General features: G+C 54.1%; 20 protein-coding genes and 1 other annotated feature. Of the genes, 3 read left to right on the forward strand and 17 right to left on the reverse strand.

Going from position 1 to position 18,511, the window contains the following annotated elements:
• Positions 1-149 precede the first annotated feature (149 nt).
• From btuD to H5P17_RS15070, 4 genes are all read right to left on the reverse strand, one after another.
• The gene (btuD, locus tag H5P17_RS15055; RefSeq protein ID WP_044550479.1) at positions 150-905 is read right to left on the reverse strand and encodes a vitamin B12 ABC transporter ATP-binding protein BtuD; all 756 of its coding nucleotides are present in this window, start codon (positions 903-905) and stop codon (positions 150-152) included.
• Between the two features lie 20 nt (positions 906-925).
• Complete coding sequence (locus tag H5P17_RS15060; protein WP_044550477.1) at positions 926-1,477, reverse strand: glutathione peroxidase; 552 nt, start codon at positions 1,475-1,477, stop codon at positions 926-928.
• Between the two features lie 41 nt (positions 1,478-1,518).
• Positions 1,519-2,526 carry a vitamin B12 ABC transporter permease BtuC gene (gene btuC, locus H5P17_RS15065; protein WP_182823750.1) on the reverse strand — a complete coding sequence of 336 codons (1,008 nt, stop codon included), beginning with the start codon at positions 2,524-2,526 and terminating at the stop codon, positions 1,519-1,521.
• Between the two features lie 172 nt (positions 2,527-2,698).
• Positions 2,699-3,118, reverse strand: a complete 420-nt coding sequence (locus tag H5P17_RS15070; protein ID WP_182823752.1) for a DUF2502 domain-containing protein — start codon at positions 3,116-3,118, stop codon at positions 2,699-2,701.
• A 232-nt stretch (positions 3,119-3,350) separates the two neighbouring features.
• Between H5P17_RS15070 and H5P17_RS26650 the strand changes: the two genes are divergently transcribed.
• Positions 3,351-3,482: a hypothetical protein gene (locus H5P17_RS26650; protein WP_255477928.1), complete on the forward strand. Its 132-nt coding sequence runs from the start codon at positions 3,351-3,353 to the stop codon at positions 3,480-3,482.
• Positions 3,483-3,683: 201 nt separating this feature from the next.
• Here the strand turns inward: H5P17_RS26650 and ihfA are convergent, their stop codons facing one another.
• From ihfA to H5P17_RS15120, 10 genes are all read right to left on the reverse strand, one after another.
• On the reverse strand, positions 3,684-3,980 hold the full coding sequence (gene ihfA / locus H5P17_RS15075) for an integration host factor subunit alpha (protein WP_004943604.1): 297 nt from the start codon (positions 3,978-3,980) through the stop codon (positions 3,684-3,686).
• A 4-nt stretch (positions 3,981-3,984) separates the two neighbouring features.
• Positions 3,985-6,372, reverse strand: a complete 2,388-nt coding sequence (pheT, locus tag H5P17_RS15080) for a phenylalanine--tRNA ligase subunit beta (RefSeq protein ID WP_182823753.1) — start codon at positions 6,370-6,372, stop codon at positions 3,985-3,987.
• Positions 6,373-6,386: 14 nt separating this feature from the next.
• Positions 6,387-7,370, reverse strand: a complete 984-nt coding sequence (gene pheS, locus H5P17_RS15085; protein WP_020826621.1) for a phenylalanine--tRNA ligase subunit alpha — start codon at positions 7,368-7,370, stop codon at positions 6,387-6,389.
• A 118-nt stretch (positions 7,371-7,488) separates the two neighbouring features.
• Positions 7,489-7,611: a sequence feature (Phe leader region), on the reverse strand.
• A complete protein-coding gene (gene pheM / locus H5P17_RS26555) occupies positions 7,563-7,607 on the reverse strand; it encodes a pheST operon leader peptide PheM (protein ID WP_121626058.1) in 45 nt (14 codons plus the stop codon). Its footprint overlaps the feature before it by 45 nt.
• A gap of 113 nt (positions 7,612-7,724) precedes the next feature.
• Positions 7,725-8,081: a 50S ribosomal protein L20 gene (gene rplT / locus H5P17_RS15095; RefSeq protein ID WP_020826620.1), complete on the reverse strand. Its 357-nt coding sequence runs from the start codon at positions 8,079-8,081 to the stop codon at positions 7,725-7,727.
• A gap of 43 nt (positions 8,082-8,124) precedes the next feature.
• Positions 8,125-8,322 (reverse strand): 50S ribosomal protein L35, encoded by a 198-nt coding sequence (rpmI, locus tag H5P17_RS15100; protein WP_004931418.1) that lies wholly within the window; start codon positions 8,320-8,322, stop codon positions 8,125-8,127.
• Between the two features lie 98 nt (positions 8,323-8,420).
• Entirely contained in the window at positions 8,421-8,972 is a 552-nt protein-coding gene (gene infC / locus H5P17_RS15105; protein WP_013812633.1) for a translation initiation factor IF-3, read from the reverse strand.
• A gap of 3 nt (positions 8,973-8,975) precedes the next feature.
• The gene (thrS, locus tag H5P17_RS15110; protein ID WP_182823755.1) at positions 8,976-10,904 is read right to left on the reverse strand and encodes a threonine--tRNA ligase; all 1,929 of its coding nucleotides are present in this window, start codon (positions 10,902-10,904) and stop codon (positions 8,976-8,978) included.
• Between the two features lie 223 nt (positions 10,905-11,127).
• The gene (locus H5P17_RS15115) at positions 11,128-11,739 is read right to left on the reverse strand and encodes a hypothetical protein (protein WP_182823757.1); all 612 of its coding nucleotides are present in this window, start codon (positions 11,737-11,739) and stop codon (positions 11,128-11,130) included.
• 251 nt (positions 11,740-11,990) lie between these two features.
• Positions 11,991-13,031, reverse strand: coding sequence for a PspA/IM30 family protein (locus tag H5P17_RS15120; RefSeq protein ID WP_182823759.1), 1,041 nt, complete (start codon positions 13,029-13,031; stop codon positions 11,991-11,993).
• 179 nt (positions 13,032-13,210) lie between these two features.
• On the opposite strand from H5P17_RS15120, the gene H5P17_RS15125 reads away from it, so the two are divergent.
• Positions 13,211-13,501, forward strand: coding sequence for a hypothetical protein (locus H5P17_RS15125; protein ID WP_255477929.1), 291 nt, complete (start codon positions 13,211-13,213; stop codon positions 13,499-13,501).
• A 123-nt stretch (positions 13,502-13,624) separates the two neighbouring features.
• Entirely contained in the window at positions 13,625-14,311 is a 687-nt protein-coding gene (locus tag H5P17_RS15130; RefSeq protein WP_044550431.1) for a MarC family NAAT transporter, read from the forward strand.
• 38 nt (positions 14,312-14,349) lie between these two features.
• Here H5P17_RS15130 and H5P17_RS15135 read toward each other — a convergent pair whose 3' ends face one another.
• From H5P17_RS15135 to H5P17_RS15145, 3 genes are all read right to left on the reverse strand, one after another.
• Positions 14,350-15,483 (reverse strand): ABC transporter substrate-binding protein, encoded by a 1,134-nt coding sequence (locus tag H5P17_RS15135; protein ID WP_182823761.1) that lies wholly within the window; start codon positions 15,481-15,483, stop codon positions 14,350-14,352.
• Between the two features lie 148 nt (positions 15,484-15,631).
• Positions 15,632-16,915 carry an HAAAP family serine/threonine permease gene (locus H5P17_RS15140; RefSeq protein WP_182823763.1) on the reverse strand — a complete coding sequence of 428 codons (1,284 nt, stop codon included), beginning with the start codon at positions 16,913-16,915 and terminating at the stop codon, positions 15,632-15,634.
• 256 nt (positions 16,916-17,171) lie between these two features.
• Positions 17,172-18,509, reverse strand: coding sequence for a cytochrome c (locus H5P17_RS15145; RefSeq protein ID WP_182823766.1), 1,338 nt, complete (start codon positions 18,507-18,509; stop codon positions 17,172-17,174).
• Between the last annotated feature and the right edge of the window lie 2 nt (positions 18,510-18,511).

Raw genomic sequence — 18,511 nt, forward strand, 5'->3', positions numbered from 1 at the left:
AACTCAATCAGCGTAGCACGTCAGCGACGGTTTTCAAGATTGGTGGGGTATTTTTTAGTTAGGGGGGAAATAATGCCGGTACTTACCCGGCTATTTATATCAGGTCTGTTTAATTTTCGTTTAAGTCGAATTTTCACTACGGTGACGAGCTAGGCCGTTTTGGTCATAATCCAGCGTTGATCGCCCACCGCCTGCAAATGAAAATCGACGTCATAAATTTGTGAAAGCAGAACCGGTTCCATCACTTCTCGCGTAGTGCCCTGCGTGACCAGGCGGCCGGCATGCAGCAACCAGACCCGGTCCGCCTGCTGCAAGGTGTGGTTAAGATCGTGCGCGCATACCAATGCACTGCGTCCACTCTGGCAAAACTCCCGCAATAGCCGATCCAGCGCCACCTTCTGCGCCACGTCCAGGCTGTTGGTCGGTTCGTCCAGCAGCAGCAGTTGGCTGTTCGGATTGACCGTCGGCCAAACCTGCAGCAGCACCGCGGCCAGACGTACTCGCTGCCATTCCCCACCGGAGAGCTGAGTCAGCATGCGCGGCAGCTTGTCCATCAGCTTTAAACGTTGGCACAGATAAAGAATGGTGCTTTCCAGCACCTCTTCCGACGCTCCCGCCGGTTGATGCAATGCCAGATACTGGAATACCGGCATCAACGCCACCGGTGGCTGCTGTTGACTTAAATAGGCGCGGCGCAGCGCCAGCTCATTGCCCTGAAAACTTTTCAGCGGATGACCGTCCAGCAGGATCTCCCCTATGCCGGGCAATATCCCCGCCAGACAGGCCAGCAGAGTGCTTTTACCGGCGCCGTTAGGGCCGATAAGGTGAAACTGCAACCCAGCATCAACCTGTGCTGAAAACGGGGCCAAGCGCCCTTCTACCCCAACCTGCCTGAGTTGCAGCATGATGTATTACCGCTCCTTCTTTAGTCGGCCAACGCCTGTTTGACTGCGGCCACCAACGCAGGATCTTCCGGCGTCGTATCCGGGGAAAAGCGTTCGATGACCTTGCCATCGCGGCCAATCAGGAATTTCTCGAAGTTCCACAGGATATCGCCAGTTTGCTTTGGTGCCCGCCCCTTGCTGCTCATGCGCGCCAGGAATTCACTGCCCTGTGGCGCAACGGCGTGCGGTTTGGCGGCGGTCAACGCCTGATACAGTGGATGACGGTTTTCACCGTTCACTTCCAGTTTGGCAAACATCGGGAACTGGACGCCAAAGGTGCCCCGGCAAAATGCCAGGATCTCTTCGTTGCTGCCCGGCTCCTGCCCCAGGAATTCGTTGGAGGGGAACCCCAGTACCTCAAGACCTTGATCGCGGTAGGTTTCGTACAGGGCTTCCAGCCCTTCATATTGCTTGGTCAGGCCGCATTCCGACGCCACATTCACCACCAGCAATACGCGGCCTTTATATTGTGCCAGCGTGGTGGATTGATTTTCGATGGTGTTCAGGGGAATGTCATAAATAGCTTGAGTCATGAAGCTTATCCTCTTGTTTTACTAGCAGGTGAACAGAGAAACTACCTTACGCTTTTTACCCGGGTCAGCAACCAGATAAACAGGGGTGCCCCCAGTGTGGCGGTCACCACCCCGATGGGCAACTCAGCCGACAGCAGCGTAATACGCGCCACCACGTCGGCCGCCAGCAAGACACCGGCACCGGCCAGTGCGCAACCCGGTAATAAATAACGCTGATTGGTTAGACCGCTAAGACGCAGCATATGCGGTATCACCAGCCCGACAAATCCGATCACCCCCGCCAACGCCACGCTAACGCCCACCAGCCAGCCGATTGCCAGCACCAGCAGATTGCGCCACAGATGCAGGGAAAGCCCGAGCTGACGCGCCTGCACCTCGCCCAGTGCCATAAAGTTCAGCGCCTTGCCCTGGCAACACAGCCACAGCACCACCGGCACCAGGGCCAGCACCAGCCATTTTTGGCGCCAGTCTACGCCGCCAAAGCCGCCCATCATCCAGTACATTAGCTGGCGCAGATCCAGGCTTGAACTGAAGTACACTGCCCAGGTCATCACTGCGCTGCACACAATGCCCAAGGCAACTCCCACCAACAACAGTCGCGCATTGGTCAGGCGCTTGCGGCGCGCAAAGCTCAGCAGCATAAAGGTCATAATCAACGCACCAGCAATGGCGCTCAGGCTCATCAACGCTACCGGTAACAGGCCGTTGCTAAGCAGCACGGTTAGCACCAACGCCACGCCGGCACCGTTCGCCACCCCCAGCAAGCCAGGTTCGGCCAGCGGGTTCTCAAACAGCGCCTGCATCACCGCACCGGCCACCGCCAGACTGGCCCCCACCAACATCACCGCCAGCGCACGCGGCAGGCGTAATTGCCAGACAAACAGCTGAGCCGCTTCACCTGACCACTGTGAAGGCCAGAGCCAGATATCACCCGCACTGAGGCTAAAAACAAAAGCCACGGCAACGCCCAGCGCCAACAGCAATAAATGGCGTTTATCGCGATGGCGCTGTTTGTGCAGTAATAAAGTAAAGGTCTGGCTGGTTGACATAGATGTGGCGATTCCCTGCGGGCCGCGAAAGCGGTCGAATAATTGACGTCTGGGTCAAATATTAGGGGGTTAGCGCCAGAAGGGAAAGCCTTGCTTAAGGATTATGGCCGGAAAACAGCGGCTGATACTGCCCCCCTAGGCAGAGGAGCAACATCAGCCGCCGTAAAATCCATTAGCGTCGAGGATCGTTACCGTTTTGCGGGTAAGGTTTGCCGTGCTCATTGTCATTGGCGCGGCCCTTACCGCGATCATTGTCATGACGGTTGCCATCGTTACGGTTATCACGGTCACCGTGGAACGGATTGCCGGGCCGATCGGGGCCAGAATGGCCGTTGCCGCGTGGTGGAGAAGCTTGCCAGCGACCACCATCCCAATACATCCCGCGACTGTTACGCTCACCCATGCCACGTCCCTGATGCGCGTGCCACCACTGTGGCGGACGCCAGTCATAACCGTCCCAGTAGTAACCTCGCCGATCCTGATCCCCCAGATGGACCGAGACGCCCGGCACGTTAATATCAATAGAGACATCTGCCTGTGCCACGAGCGGCAACAGCAGCGGTAAACACACCAGCAACAGGATCTTTTTCATTTTACACTCTCGCTTTATTTTCTTGCTGAGCTGGTTATATCAGCGTGATTATTTTCCGCCTATCGCCTCAATGCCTATTTTCAGATCGTTTTCATCTCCCTTACGTAATCCATACACTCTCATTTTTAAAATTAAATAAAATAGCTGCTAACAACGCTTAACGAATAGCTGACATACCTGATGCCATACCGCTATTTATAATTACGCTGACATTGACCAGAGAGATATTATTATGATTAAACGCATTGGATTGTTGTTCGCGGTCGCCGTTCTGACCACGGCGCTCAGCGCCTGCTGCTTCGGGCCCCACGGTGGCGGTCATCGTGGCGGTGGTGGCCCGGGCCACTATTATAACCACGATTAATACTCAGGGGCTTAGGCTCCTGTTTTATTTCAAACAACCTACAATGTACAAATAGCCATAAGATAAGTCCGTAAAACCAATATAAAGAAAATCTCAATATAATTAATTGGGGATTGTCTTACCGTTCCGCTAAGAATAAACCGAATTTAGCTTCGAAAAAGAAAAAGGCCGCTAATGCGGCCTTTTTTGGTTTCACGTAACTTACTCTTTCGGGCTTGCGTTCTCTACCCGACTTTTCAGTTTTTGCCCTGGACGGAAAGTGACCACGCGGCGCGCCGTAATCGGAATGTCCTCGCCGGTCTTCGGGTTACGCCCCGGACGTTGGTTCTTGTCACGCAAATCAAAATTGCCAAAACCTGACAGTTTCACCTGCTCACCGTTCTCAAGAGCACGACGTACCTCTTCGAAAAACAGTTCTACCAGGTCTTTGGCATCCCGTTTGCTAAGCCCAAGCTTTTCAAACAGGTGTTCTGACATTTCAGCTTTAGTAAGCGCCATAGGTTCAATCCCTCAAGGATGCTTGGAATCGCTGTTTTAGAGCCTCTACACATTTTGCAACGGTAACGGCTATCTCCTCTTCTTCCAGTGTACGAGCGGTATCCTGCAATACCAGACTGATAGCCAGGCTCTTATAACCCTCTGCCACGCCCTTGCCACGGTACACATCAAACAAGTTTACGCCAACTACCTGATTTGCGCCAACTTTCTTACACTCTGCCAAAATATCTTCTGCGGGGACGTTTTCAGCCACCACAACGGCGATATCTCGACGGTTTGCCGGGAAGCGAGAAATCTCCCGCGCCTGAGGCACGGCGCGGCTTGCGACCTTGTTCCACTCCAGTTCAAACACCACGGTGCGGCCGTTAAGATCCAGTTTACGTTCAAGTTCCGGATGAACAACACCGATAAAACCAACACGTTCGCCCTGGAAATAAATAGCCGCGCTTTGCCCTGGGTGCAAGGCCGGATTAGCCTCTGCCTTGAACTGAATTTCGGATAATTTACCGGTCAGCTCCAGGACAGACTCCAGATCCCCTTTCAAATCATAGAAGTCGACCGGCTTACGCGCCAGATCCCAATGTTCTTCATGCGTATGACCGGCAATCACGCCTGCCAGCATGACGTCCTGACGGATACCCAGATTTGCCGCAGTATCAGGCACAAAGCGTAGGCCGCTTTCGAACAGGCGCAAACGAGTCTGCTGACGATTCTGGTTATACACCACCGCAGACAGCAAGCCGGTCCACAGCGACAGGCGCATAGCGGACATCTCTACCGAGATTGGGCTTGGCAGGATCAGCATTTCTTCGCCCGGGTGCAGCAAGGCCTGAACCTTGGGATCGACGAAGCTGTAAGTGATCGCTTCCTGGAAACCGTGATCGACCAGCATGGTTTTCACCCGCTTGAGGGTCAGATCCGCTTCGCAATGCTTGGTCATGATCAGATCAGCACGTACAGGAACGTCAGGAATATTGTTGTAGCCGTAAACACGCGCTACTTCTTCCACCAGGTCTTCTTCGATTTCCATATCGAAACGCCAGCTCGGCGCCACTGCCAGCCAGTTGTCACCCTGCTCAGTCACCTGGCAGCCCAGACGACGCAGAATATCGCTGACCTGCTCGCTCGGTACCACGTGGCCGATCAGACGATCCAGCTTTTCGCGACGCAAGGTGATGGTGGCACGCTTGGGCAACTCGGCTTCGGTAGTCACATCGATAACCGGGCCGGCTTGGCCACCACAGATATCAATCAGCAGGCGGGTCGCACGTTCCATCGCTTTGTACTGCAACGCAGGATCAACGCCGCGCTCGTAGCGATGTGAAGCGTCAGTGTGCAAGCCATTACGGCGCGCGCGGCCAGTAATGGACAGCGGGCTGAAGAACGCGCATTCCAGCAGCACGTCCTGAGTAGTTTCATTCACGCCGGAATGTTCACCCCCGAAGATACCGCCCATTGCCAGAGCTTTCTTGTGATCGGCGATCACTAAGGTATCGGCATTCAGTTTGGCTTCGTTGCCGTCCAGCAGCGTCAGGGTCTCGCCTTCGCTCGCCATGCGCACCACGATACCGCCTTCAATACGGCTCAGATCGAAGGCATGCATCGGCTGACCCAGTTCCAACAGCACGTAGTTGGTCACGTCAACCACCGCGTCAATGGAACGGATGCCGCAACGACGCAGCTTCTCGCGCATCCACAGCGGGCTTGCCGCTTTGACGTCGATGCCTTTTACTACGCGGCCCAGGTAACGCGGGCACGCCTGCGGCGCGTCAACGCGGATTGGCAGCGTATCCGCAATAGTGGCCGCTACCGGGCTCATATCCGGTTCGTTCAGGGCAACCTGGTTCAGCACCCCAACATCGCGCGCCACACCGATAATGCCCAGGCAGTCGGCACGGTTTGGCGTTACGCTGATTTCGATAGTGTTGTCGTCAAGCGACAGGTATTCACGGATGTCGGTGCCAATCGGCGCGTCTTCCGGCAGCTCAATGATACCGTCGTGATCGTCGGTAATGCCCAGCTCGGAGAACGAACACAGCATGCCTTCGGAAGGCTCACCACGCAGTTTGGCGGCTTTGATCTTGAAGTCGCCCGGCAGTACTGCGCCTACGGTGGCAACCGCCACTTTCAGGCCGGTACGGCAGTTAGGTGCACCGCAGACGATGTCCAGCAGACGATCGCCGCCCACGTTGACCTTGGTCACGCGCAATTTGTCTGCGTTCGGGTGCTGACCGCACTCAACCACATGGCCTACTACCACGCCGTTAAAGGCACCGGCAACCGGTTCCACGCCGTCCACTTCCAGGCCGGCCATGGTAATTTGATCGGATAATGCTTCGCTGCTGATGGCCGGGTTTACCCACTCGCGCAACCAGAGTTCACTGAATTTCATGTGATATTCCCGCCTTACTTAAACTGTTTGAGGAAACGCAGATCGTTTTCGAAGAACGCACGTAGGTCGGTGACGCCGTAACGCAGCATCGTCAGACGCTCCATACCCATACCGAAAGCGAAACCGGAGTAGATTTCCGGATCGATGCCCACATTACGCAGGACGTTCGGGTGCACCATGCCGCAACCCAGAACTTCCAGCCACTTGCCGTTTTTACCCATCACATCCACCTCAGCGGAAGGTTCGGTAAACGGGAAGTAAGACGGACGGAAACGAACCTGCAAATCTTCTTCAAAGAAGTTGTTCAGGAAATCATGCAGCGTGCCCTTCAGATTGGTGAAGCTGATGTCTTTATCGACAATCAGGCCTTCCATCTGATGGAACATCGGGGTGTGCGTTTGGTCGTAGTCATTACGGTACACGCGGCCCGGCGCAATAATGCGGATTGGCGGCTGCTGGTTCTTCATGGTGCGGATTTGCACGCCGGAAGTCTGGGTGCGCAGCAAGCGTGTAGCATCGAACCAGAAGGTGTCATGATCGGCACGCGCCGGGTGGTGACCCGGAATGTTCAACGCGTCGAAGTTATGATAGTCGTCTTCAATCTCAGGCCCGGTCTCCACGGAGAAACCCAGTTCGCCGAAGAAAGCTTCGATACGGTCGATGGTACGGGTGACCGGATGCAGCCCACCGTTTTCCATACGACGGCCCGGCAGGGAAACGTCGATGGTTTCTGCTGCCAGTCGCTCGTTCAGCGCAGCCGATTCCAGCGTATTTTTACGCGCGTTCAGCGCATCCTGCACTGCCTGTTTTGCCTGGTTGATTACCGCGCCTGCTGCCGGGCGATCTTCTGCCGGCACGTCACGCAGCGATTGCATCTGCAAGGTAAAATGGCCTTTCTTGCCTAAATATTCGACGCGCACCAAATCCAACGCGGCAACATCCTGGGCATCTTCTACGGCTGCCTTGGCATTGGCAACCAGCTCTGCGAGATGTGGCATTGCTTTCCTCTTCCTCTGGCCGATATGGCTCTAAGTAATTGTTATCTATTATTCGAACACGCCTTTGGCACATCTTCAAAGCATTTAACGCTTTAACCCGGCTCAGAAGACGGCCAAAAACAAAAAAGCCTCCACAGGGGAGGCTTAGGCGCTACTTTTCGTTTCTTTTCTTACGCGCAAAGCCTCCTGAGATCAGGCGCTAAAGTAAAAGAAGAAACGAAAAATAGCAGCGTGCATGATTGCGTTACCTTGTCGATGATTGTCCACCAGTGATATAGCGATGGGCAATAAAAGTCAATATTGTCTCTGAAAGCTAAAGATTAAAAGAGGGAGCAAGCTCCCTCTTCAACTGACTTACGCCAGTGCTGCTTTCGCTTTCTCAACCAGTGCAGAGAATGCCACTTTGTCGAAGACCGCGATGTCAGCCAAGATCTTACGGTCAATTTCAATAGAAGCTTTTTTCAAGCCGTTAATGAATTTGCTGTAAGACATGTCGTTCTGACGTGCAGCTGCGTTGATACGTGCAATCCACAGCTGACGGAACTGACGCTTACGTTGACGACGGTCACGGTAAGCGTACTGACCTGCTTTGATTACTGCCTGGAAGGCAACACGATAAACGCGCGAACGGGCACCGTAGTAACCTTTCGCTTGTTTTAAAATTTTCTTGTGACGTGCGCGTGCAATTACACCACGTTTTACGCGAGCCATATGCTCTCTCCTAAAGTCTTATTCTAGATTCAAAAAAAATGGCTTAAGCGTACGGCAGGCACGCGGTAACCAGGACCAGATCGTTTTTAGACACCATGCCTTTCGGACGCAGGTGACGTTTACGCTTGGTTGCTTTTTTGGTCAGAATATGACGCAGGTTAGCATGTTTACGCTTAAAACCACCGCTGCCGGTTTTTTTGAAGCGTTTGGCTGCACCACGTACAGTTTTAATCTTTGGCATTTTAATTAAATCCACTTCGCATTGTTAAACAACGAATCAGTGAGGCGAATAAAACCCACACAACGCAAGCGCTGCGTGGGTTCGATTACTTGGAAGCCTTACTGTCTCTTCTTCGGTGCGAGCACCATGATCATCTGACGGCCTTCGATCCTCGTAGGGAAGGATTCGACAATGGCCAAATCAGAATCTTCACACAGGTCTTTACGGACGCGGTTAAGCACTTCCATACCGATCTGTTGGTGCGCCATCTCACGCCCACGGAAACGCAGGGTGATTTTGGCTTTATCGCCATCTTCCAGAAAGCGAATCAGGTTGCGTAGTTTGACCTGATAGTCGCCATCATCGGTACCAGGACGGAATTTGATTTCCTTGACCTGAATAACTTTTTGCTTCTTCTTCTGTTCTTTTGTCGACTTGCTCTTCTCGTAGAGGAATTTGCCGTAATCCATGATTCGGCAAACTGGCGGTTCGGCATTTGGGCTGATTTCTACTAAATCAACGCCCGCTTCCTCAGCTTTTTCAAGAGCTTCATTCAGACTGACAATACCAATCTGCTCGCCATCGACGCCGGTTAGGCGAACTTCTTGCGCGCGAATTTCTCTGTTAATGCGATTAGGACGCGCCGGTTGAACTCGTTTTCCGCCTTTAATACTTTATTCCTCCAGTTGATGAAGACTACGGCTGCGAATCTCTTTTTGCAGCTTGTCTACGACTTCGTTTACGTCCAGGCTTCCCAGGTCTTTGCCACGGCGGGTACGAACGGCAGCTTTGCCTGATTCGACCTCTTTATCACCGCAGACCAACATGTAAGGAACCCGTCGTAAAGTATGTTCGCGAATTTTAAAGCCAATCTTCTCATTTCTCAAGTCCGCTTTAACGCGAATCCCTGCGTCCTGCAGTTTTTTGGTCAATTGCTGGACATAATCAGACTGGCTGTCGGTGATATTCATCACCACCACCTGCACCGGAGCAATCCAGGTTGGGTAGAACCCTGCGTATTCTTCGGTAAGAATACCGATGAAACGCTCCATGGAGCCCAAAATAGCGCGGTGAATCATTACCGGGACCACGCGATCGTTGTTTTCGCCAACATACGATGCGCCTAAACGGCCAGGTAAGAAGAAATCGAGCTGCACGGTACCACATTGCCATGCACGATCCAAACAATCATGCAGAGTAAATTCAATTTTTGGTCCGTAGAAGGCACCCTCACCCGGCTGATATTCAAACGGAATCCCGTTTTCAGTCAGCGCCGCAGCCAGATCCTCTTCCGCACGGGTCCACATATCGTCAGTCCCGATGCGCTTTTCAGGGCGGGTAGACAGTTTTACCGCAATCTTGTCGAAGCCAAAGGTACCGTAAACATCATAGACCATACGGATACATTCGTTCACTTCGGCACGCACCTGCTCTTCAGTACAGAAGATATGGGCGTCATCCTGGGTGAACCCGCGTACGCGCATCAGGCCATGCAGAGAACCCGAAGGCTCGTTACGATGGCAACTGCCGAACTCACCCATACGCAGCGGCAAATCACGGTAGGATTTCAGGCCCTGGTTGAAGATCTGCACGTGACCCGGGCAGTTCATCGGCTTGATGCAATACTCGCGGTTTTCCGACGAGGTGGTGAACATGGCGTCTTTATAGTTTTCCCAGTGGCCGGTTTTTTCCCACAGCACACGGTCCATCATAAATGGCCCTTTCACTTCCTGGTACTGGTACTCTTTGAGCTTCATGCGCACAAAGGCTTCCAGCTCGCGGAAAATTGTCCAGCCATCGTTGTGCCAGAACACCATACCCGGCGCTTCTTCCTGCATATGGTACAGGTCGAGCTGCTTGCCAATCTTGCGGTGGTCACGCTTGGCGGCTTCTTCCAGACGCTGCAGATAGGCATTCAGCTGTTTCTTGTCTGCCCATGCGGTGCCGTAGATACGCTGCAGCATTTTATTTTTGCTGTCGCCACGCCAGTAGGCGCCAGACGTTTTCTGCAGTTTGAAGTGATGGCAGAAACGCATATTCGGCACGTGCGGACCGCGGCACATGTCGACATATTCTTCGTGGTGATACAGGCCAGGACGGTCGTCATGGCTGATGTTCTCATCCAGAATCGCCACCTTGTAGTTTTCACCACGCGCGGCAAAGGTGTCACGGGCTTCTTGCCAGCTCACCTTCTTCTTGATGACGTCATAATCTTTGTCGGCCAACTCATGCATCCGCTTTTCCAGCAGATCCAGGTCTTCCTGCGTCAGGGTACGGTCGATATCAACGTCATAATAGAAACCGTTGTCGATCACCGGGCCGATAGCCATTTTGGTGTCTGGCCACAGCTGCTTGATAGCATGGCCCAACAGGTGCGCACAGGAGTGGCGCATGATTTCCAGGCCTTCGGCATCCTTGATGGTGATGATAGCCAACTGCGCGTCTGATTCGATCAGATCGCCGGCATCAACCAGCTCACCGTTCACACGGCCGGCAATACAGGCTTTCGCCAGGCCAGGGCCGATATCGCGGGCAACATCCAAAGGGGAAACGGGGTGATCGAAATGACGCTGACTTCCGTCAGGAAGAGTAATAACAGGCATTAATAATTCCTTATCTACAGTGGTGACCCACACGACAGATCACATGCAGTACGAAAATTGAGTTTGGGTTTAGTCAGCCAGGTTTCAGATCTCGCCCACAATTGCCAGATTGAAACCTAACTTGGTACACAGAATGAAAAGCATACCTTCACAGCCATATTGGCTAAGCGGATAGTATCACTAAAATTGTTCCGGATAAATAAACTGCAGCACAGGCCCGGCTCTAACGGGACGCCGGGCGATCCTTCAGATAGCCCAACGCGGCAATCAGGCAGAAGGCGTAACCCAACAGCTCGCAGCCCTCTTCCACCATGTTCTTCACCACCCGGTTGTAGCCATCCAGCATCAGCATGTGCCACAGGGAATTCATGCCGAACAAGCGTGAAAATACCAGAATGCACAGCAGGCCCGCGCACATCATGCCGTAGCTCGGGTGCGTAACAAAATGCACCAGGCCCTTGACCGTGGCCGTGACATGGCGTGAGGCATACCACAGGCATCCAAGCGTCACCGCCAAGGCGAACCACAACCAGGAACCATGCCACAGCATATCGAAGGCAAAATCCATCTCGCGGATCAGCATGCAAAGGAAGAAACCGCCGGCCAACACCCATGCGGGCCGATAGGCAACTTGCCGGCGTGCAGCCACAAAGAATAAGCCGGAGATGGCGGCCAGCATCACTTCCTGCGCCGATTCAGTTAAGGAGGTTTCGTAGACAAAATTATGCAGCCAGTGCACATCAATGAACATTAAGCCCATCAGCGCAGCCAAAAATGCGCTGTAAAGCAGAAAGGAGCCTATTTTTCCCAGTAAAATTTGCAGATCATGTTTCATAGTCATACTCGTTATTATTTAAAGCGCGACTATGGTATTCACCTGCGTAAGGGGATCGTGGCAATTGATGCGGAATAGGCCTGCTTCGTGCCTGATTTACCACTAAATGGCCATAAAAAACAAAAATCCCCGGCAAATTGCCAGGGAGGATGCCAGTCTTTCCTGGCTGTCACTTCACCGTCGTGAAGATCCGGGCCTCTCATCCCGATACTGAGACGCGCAAGTAAGACCCGGCTTACTCCTTGTCGCCGTTATTCTCTCACCACCACGATACGGCTGTTGGTCTTAACGCCCCACAGGCCGGCCAACGCGCTGATGACTGCGCCAATCAGCAATGCGAAGAATGACCACAGGGCCGCATGCGACAAGGCCTTAGCAGCTTCCGCTGCCTGCTCGCGCGCTTTTTGCTTCAGCTCTGTATATTCCTGCTTAGCCTGATTGATTTTTACTTCCACATCGTTCAAGCGCTGATTCACCAACTGCGCCGTTTTGTTTTTCGCATCCACCATATTTTTGACGGTCTGGTCAACTTCCTGCGGTGTCATATCGGTATTCTCCGACAGCGCTTTCTTGAGCGAATCCTCATCGACGTCCTGAGAAATGGCCTCACCATGCTTTTTCAATTTCGCCACCAGATCCTGGATAATCGCATCGCTATTGTCCGGCTGCAGCGCCAATGCTTTCACCGCGTCCCCCACTTCACTCTTGGCCGCATCCAACTGTTGCTGCATAAACTCCGGCTGCAATGAAGGGATATCGCTTTTTTTCAGTGCCGCCACGACATTGTCTTGTAACTTTTCGGGTTCCAGCTGGGTGTCGATACCCAACTTATCAAACACTTTGCCACCGGCATCCGCGATACCCGAAGCGCCTTTACCAATGGCTGACCCGGCACCGGAAAGCAGGCTACCGGAAGTCGAGGCAATAGCCCCCAGCGCGTTCCCCGTAGCTTTGACCGCAGAACCCACCAATAAAGTGCCCAACACGGCCGCCACAATCAGCGAGGTCGCCCAAACCAGGAAACCGTGAATTAACCCATCATTTGCCGCCAGACGGCCGGCAATAAAGGCACCGGCAGCCAGGCTCAGGATGATCGAAACTGCAGACCAAACCACCACGGTGGTGCCCGCCCCGTTGACCGGATCGTCAGAAGTCGGGTCAACGATAGAAAACCCAAGGCTGGTGCCCAAGGTAGACAGCAGCAGCGACACCGCCAATACGGTGATGACCCCACCAATCACGCTTCCCCACGATATTTTTTTAACCGTTGCCAATTCGTTTGCCACTTGCATAGTAAAACTCCTTTTAAGCTTTTCGATTAAGTAAAACTGCCCGAAAGCCCTATCAGTATAGAATCCAATAAAAAAACGGGTGGCTTAATGATCAAAAATATAAAATTAACTAATGATACAAACACTGTTTGTCCGTGTTTAGCCGGTGTTTTATTCCCTGCACATCGAGTAAATCAGCGATGGCGAACATCTCTGGCTCCCGCTATTCTGATGCCATTAACGGCAGAGTTGAGACAGCACCCCGCATCATGAACCGGTTATTGAAGTTACTCGTTGGCGCCTGCCTGGTGCTGACGGCTCTTTTTGTCCTGCTCCATCTGGGGGCAGACCGTCATCCCCGAGCCATTGCGGTGAATGAGCCGCCGATGGAATGTGAGGATACGCCGGAGATTGCCAATGATTGCGTGAACGACGATGACGCTAATGCCGACGCCGTTCCTGAACTGCTCCCTCCGGGCAGTCCGGGCTGACGCCGTGGGCGTTTTTATTAATTCATTGCATTTTAAGTAACTTATTGCGGCAGCAATTCGCCCGTCTTGGCAGGCGTTCGGGTTGCGCTGCCGCGTTTTAACTGAAAACAGGGAGTTCGCTTTATGACAAGTATTTTGCAGCTATTCCAGGCCATAGGACTGGGTTTGGTGCTGCTGTTGCCACTGGCCAACCCGCTAACTACCGTCGCGCTGTTGCTTGGCCTGTCGGGCAATATGACGCGCGAAGAACGCAATCAGCAGTCGCTGATGGCATCCATTTATGTGTTCTTTATCATGACGGTGGCGTTCTACGCCGGCCAAGTGGTGATGAACACCTTCGGCATTTCCATTCCAGGTCTGCGTATTGCCGGTGGGTTGATTGTGGCATTTATCGGTTTCCGCATGCTGTTCCCACAGCAAAGCGCAGAAGAAGCGCCAGAAGTGGAAACCAAGTCAAACGAGCTGCGTAAGAAAACCTCGGCCAATATCGCCTTTGTCCCGTTGGCAATGCCAAGCACCGCTGGCCCCGGGACTATCGCCATGATCATCAGCTCGGCGTCGAGCATTCACGAAAATACGCTGGGTTTCGCCCATTGGGTACTGTTGGTGGCCCCGGTGGCGATTTTCTTCTCGGTTGCTTTTATCCTGTGGGTTTGCCTGCGCAGCTCCGGCGCCATTATGCGCCTGGTGGGCAAAAGCGGCATCGAAGCCATTTCGCGTCTGATGGGGTTCTTGCTGGTGTGTATGGGCGTGCAGTTTATTATCAACGGCGTGCTGGAAATCATCTCCACCTACGTGCCTGCGGCCTGACAATAAGGGCGCGGTATCAACCGCGCCCTTCACGATGCTTACTTCCCTGCCGGTGCCTGCGCCCCCAAAATCCCCTTGCCTTCCGGCACCTCGGTAAAGCGGCTGAGGATCTCGCTGTAGGTTTTGGCCGGATCCAATTCCTTGAACTGATTCGGATAGATAAACTTCGCCAGATATTCCAGCCCGACGATATTGTACGGGTGGTTATAGAAGTTATGGTAAATGCCGTAGAAGCGCCCCTCCTTCACCGCCGTGACCTGGGCAAACCCCGGGCGTTGCTTCATCCGGTTAAAAGCGTCATCAACCTGTTGCTGCGTCACGCCGTAACCAAAGGGCACTGCGGCATTGGTTTTCGTCGCCCATTGAGAGCCGGAAACGATATAGGCGTCCGGTTTCATGCTGATCACTTTTTCCAGGGAGACGTCGCCGGTAGCGCCAGGCAACAATTCGGAGCCCAGGTTACGTGCCCCCACCGCCTCGATCATCCCGCCCCAACCGACGTGAGAATGGGTGAAGCAACAGGACTCAAGCCCGTTCAGACCGGCTTTTGCCTCGATAAATACCAACGGCTTCGGCTCCACGGCTTTGGTTTTATCCAGGATGTTCTGATAATGCTGCTGATAGAAATCGGTGTACTGCTTTGCTTCGCTTTCTCGGTTCAGGGTCTCACCCAACAGCGTGATGCTTTTCGGGGTGTTTTCCACCGGCTTGAGCATGGTGTCGATGAACAGCACCGGAATGTTGAGCGCTTTCAGCTTATCCAATACGCCGGTCTGGCTCAGTGAGGGCTTGGAACGCAGCTGTGCCACCATCAGATCAGGCTGTTTGGCGATCACGCTTTCCAGGTTGATCTCCCCCTTGTCGCTAAAGCCCATATCGATAATGCCGTTGGCTTCCGGCCACTTGTTACGCAGGATTTTCCAGGTTTCGCCGTCGCTTTTCTTGAGCAGGTTATTCCAGGCCACCAGCCGGGTGAAAGGATCGGCGCGGTCGAGCAAGGCCAGCGTCAGAATATCGCGCCCGTCCTGCACCACAATGCGTTTCGGCTCTTGCTTGATGGTCAGACTCTGACCGGAGGTGTCTGTCAGGGTTAACGGATAAGTGGTCGCCATCGCCTGAGCGGACAAACCGCAGGCGCAGGCCAAAGCCAACATAGTCATTCGACGGTGCACTTAAAACTCCTTAGCGTAGGAAATCAGTGCGGAAATAATAATGAGAACCGCTCCCATTATCAAAGAGAACCCCGGGTGCGTTTTCGCTTAATTGAAAAGGGATGTGAACAGGGAAAAGTAGCGCACCGGATCCGATGCGCTACCGAGGTCAAATCAGGCCGTAAATCAGCGCCGACAGCGCTATCAGGCCCATCACCAGGACAAAGACATTGCTCAGCGCACGATAGCGGCGCATCGCGGGCACCGCCCTGACCGCGTACATCGGCAGAATAAACAAGATTGCCGCAATCAGCGGGCCGCTGATGGTTTCGATAATGTGCAGTGCGCTCGGGTTCCACACCGTCGCCGCCCAGGTCAACAGGAACAGCGACACGGCGGAAATCCGGTGCGTAATACGTGAGCTCAAGGGTTTGCCCACCGCACGCGTCAGGCCATCAATCAGGCTGGTCGCCCCTTCGGTTACGCCCAGGGAAGTGCCCAGATAAGACTTGGCCATCGCCAACATCGCCATCATCGGGCCAAGGTAGGCAATCAGCGGGTTGGAGAACTTGTTCGCCAGCGTGGTCAGCACGGTGATGTTTTGATCTTTAGCCTGCTGCATATCCTCATGAGACAGGCTCAGTACGCAGCTAAAGACAAAGAACAATACGGTGACGCAGATCAGCACATAGCTGTAACGCATGATGCGCGCGCAGCGGCGCTCGGCCTTTTCACCGTACAGGCTCTTTTGCGTGGAGGCGAAGGACGAAATAATTGGCGCATGGCTGAAAGAAAACACCATCACCGGCACCGCCAGCCACAGTGAATGCCACAGATCCGGGCTGCTGAACTGGGTGTTGGCCAAGCCGTTGACAAAGGCCGCCGTTTGCCAGGTCGGTACCAGGTACAGCGAAATGCCCATCAAAAACACCAGCAGCGGGAACACCAACATGCCCATCGCCGAAACGATAGCGTCTTTGCCGCGCAGCAATACCAGGTTCAGAACCACCACCACCGCCAGGCTCAGCCAGACACGTGGCAGCGGAGCCAGATGAAACTGATGGATCAGGAAGCTGTCCAGCGCATTGGTGATCGAGATGCTGTACACCAGCACGATCGGGAAGAACGCCATCAGGTACAGCACCATGATGATTTTGCCGGCCAGCACGCCAAAGTGCTCCACCACCACATCATGGATATTGCCGTCACGGCTGGAGCCGGACAGCACGAAGCGGCTCAATGCGCGGTGCGGTAAATAAGTCAGCGGGAAAGCGAACAACGCCATCAACAATAGGACCAGCGGGCCATTCAGACCTGCATTGATCGGCAGGAACAGGGTTCCTGCGCCGACAGCGGTGGCATAGAGCCCAAACATCCACACGGTATCGGTTTTATTCCATTTGGCTGCCTGGGCAGTTGCCAGCGTGCCTGAATCGGGAGAAATCGTACTCATAAGAAAGCTTACCTTACTCTTCAGCGACAACGATTGCGCTCAACGGGATATCCTTCTCCGCGAATTTTTAATATTAATCAGTGGATTAACGCAGTATTTCACTCTTGTTCCTGCTAAAAGGACGGCAAAGGATAATGAAAAATGCGGCTCGGGTCTATGTTTTATCGGCTGACAGGGTGATTTACGAGCAGAAAATGCTGCCAAAATCAGCACGCCGGGTCAAAAGAAAAGGGCCTCGAACGAGGCCCTTTCAGATTTACTTGTTGGCGTCCGGATGTTCCGGCACGACGGCGCTGCCCATCTCCTTCTCATCGCGGATCATCGAGCGGTCTTTACGCACGCTGGCCACGTCTGAGGCATCGATTGGCTTGGCGCTGTTACCCCAGCTTGAACGGATGAAGTTCACCACATCCGCCACCTGCTGGTCGTTCAGACGCCAGCCGAACGGCGGCATGGTGATGTTGGAAACCGCCCCCTTCACCGCCGGCGTGGTGTTACCCGTCAGCACAATGTGGATCAGCGAAGTCGCGTCTTCGGTCTGTACCACCGGATTGCCCTTCAGCGCCGGGAAGGCGCGTTTGTAGCCTACGCCATCGGTGCGGTGGCAGGCTGCGCAGTTATCGACGTACAGCGCCGCACCGGGCTTACTGTCGTTACCGCGCCACAGATCCTTGGCTACGCTGTCTTCGACCGGTGCCGCCTGCTGCTTGCCGTCTTTCGGTGGCAGCGTTTTCAGGTAGCGCGAGATCGCCGTCAGATCCTCATCGCTGAGATACTGCAGGCTGTGCTCCACCACATCGCTCATGCCACCAAACACGATAGACTTGTCGTTGCGTCCGGTTTTCAGGAACTCCGTCAGTTCGGCTTCGCTCCAGGTCCCCAGCCCATCCTTGTTGTCACCGCGCAGGCTGGAAGCCACCCAACCGTCGATCGGCGCATTGCTGCCGGACAGATAGCTGTCGCCGTCGTTATTGCTCAGCGCTTTTTCCTGCATGGTAAGGCTGCGTGGCGTATGGCAGGCACCACAGTGGCCCAGCCCTTCCACCAGATAGCGACCGCGTTCGATCACCGGATCCGCCTTGGCATCAGCCACAAAATCGGCTGGCGAAGGCGCAAACATGCCGCGCCAGATGCTCAGCGGCCAACGCATCGACAGCGGCCAGGGGATGTCAGAATCCTTGTTGGCCTGCTCCACCGGCTGTACGCCGTGCATGAAATAGGCGTACATGGCTCGCATGTCCTCCTCTTTCACCAACGCAAACGACGGATACGGCATGGCCGGATACAGGGTGCTGCCGTTTTTGGCGACGCCTTTGCGCACCGCATTGTCGAAGTCTTCGAAGCTGTAGTCACCGATACCGGTTTTCTTGTCCGGCGAAATATTGGTGGAGTAGATGGTGCCGATCGGCGTTTCCATCGCCAGACCGCCGGCAAACTCTTTACCGCTTTTGCCGTTGGTGTGGCAGGCCACGCAGTCACCGGCGCGCGCCAAATACTCGCCGCGTTTGATCAGCTCGCTGCTGACCGTGGCGTCCTGCGCCCAAACGGAAAAACTCAGTGCACTGAGAACCAGTGCGGGAACAAATGCTTTCATCA

The organism is Serratia sp. OS31 (assembly GCF_014164835.1).
GTDB lineage: Bacteria > Pseudomonadota > Gammaproteobacteria > Enterobacterales > Enterobacteriaceae > Serratia > Serratia liquefaciens_A.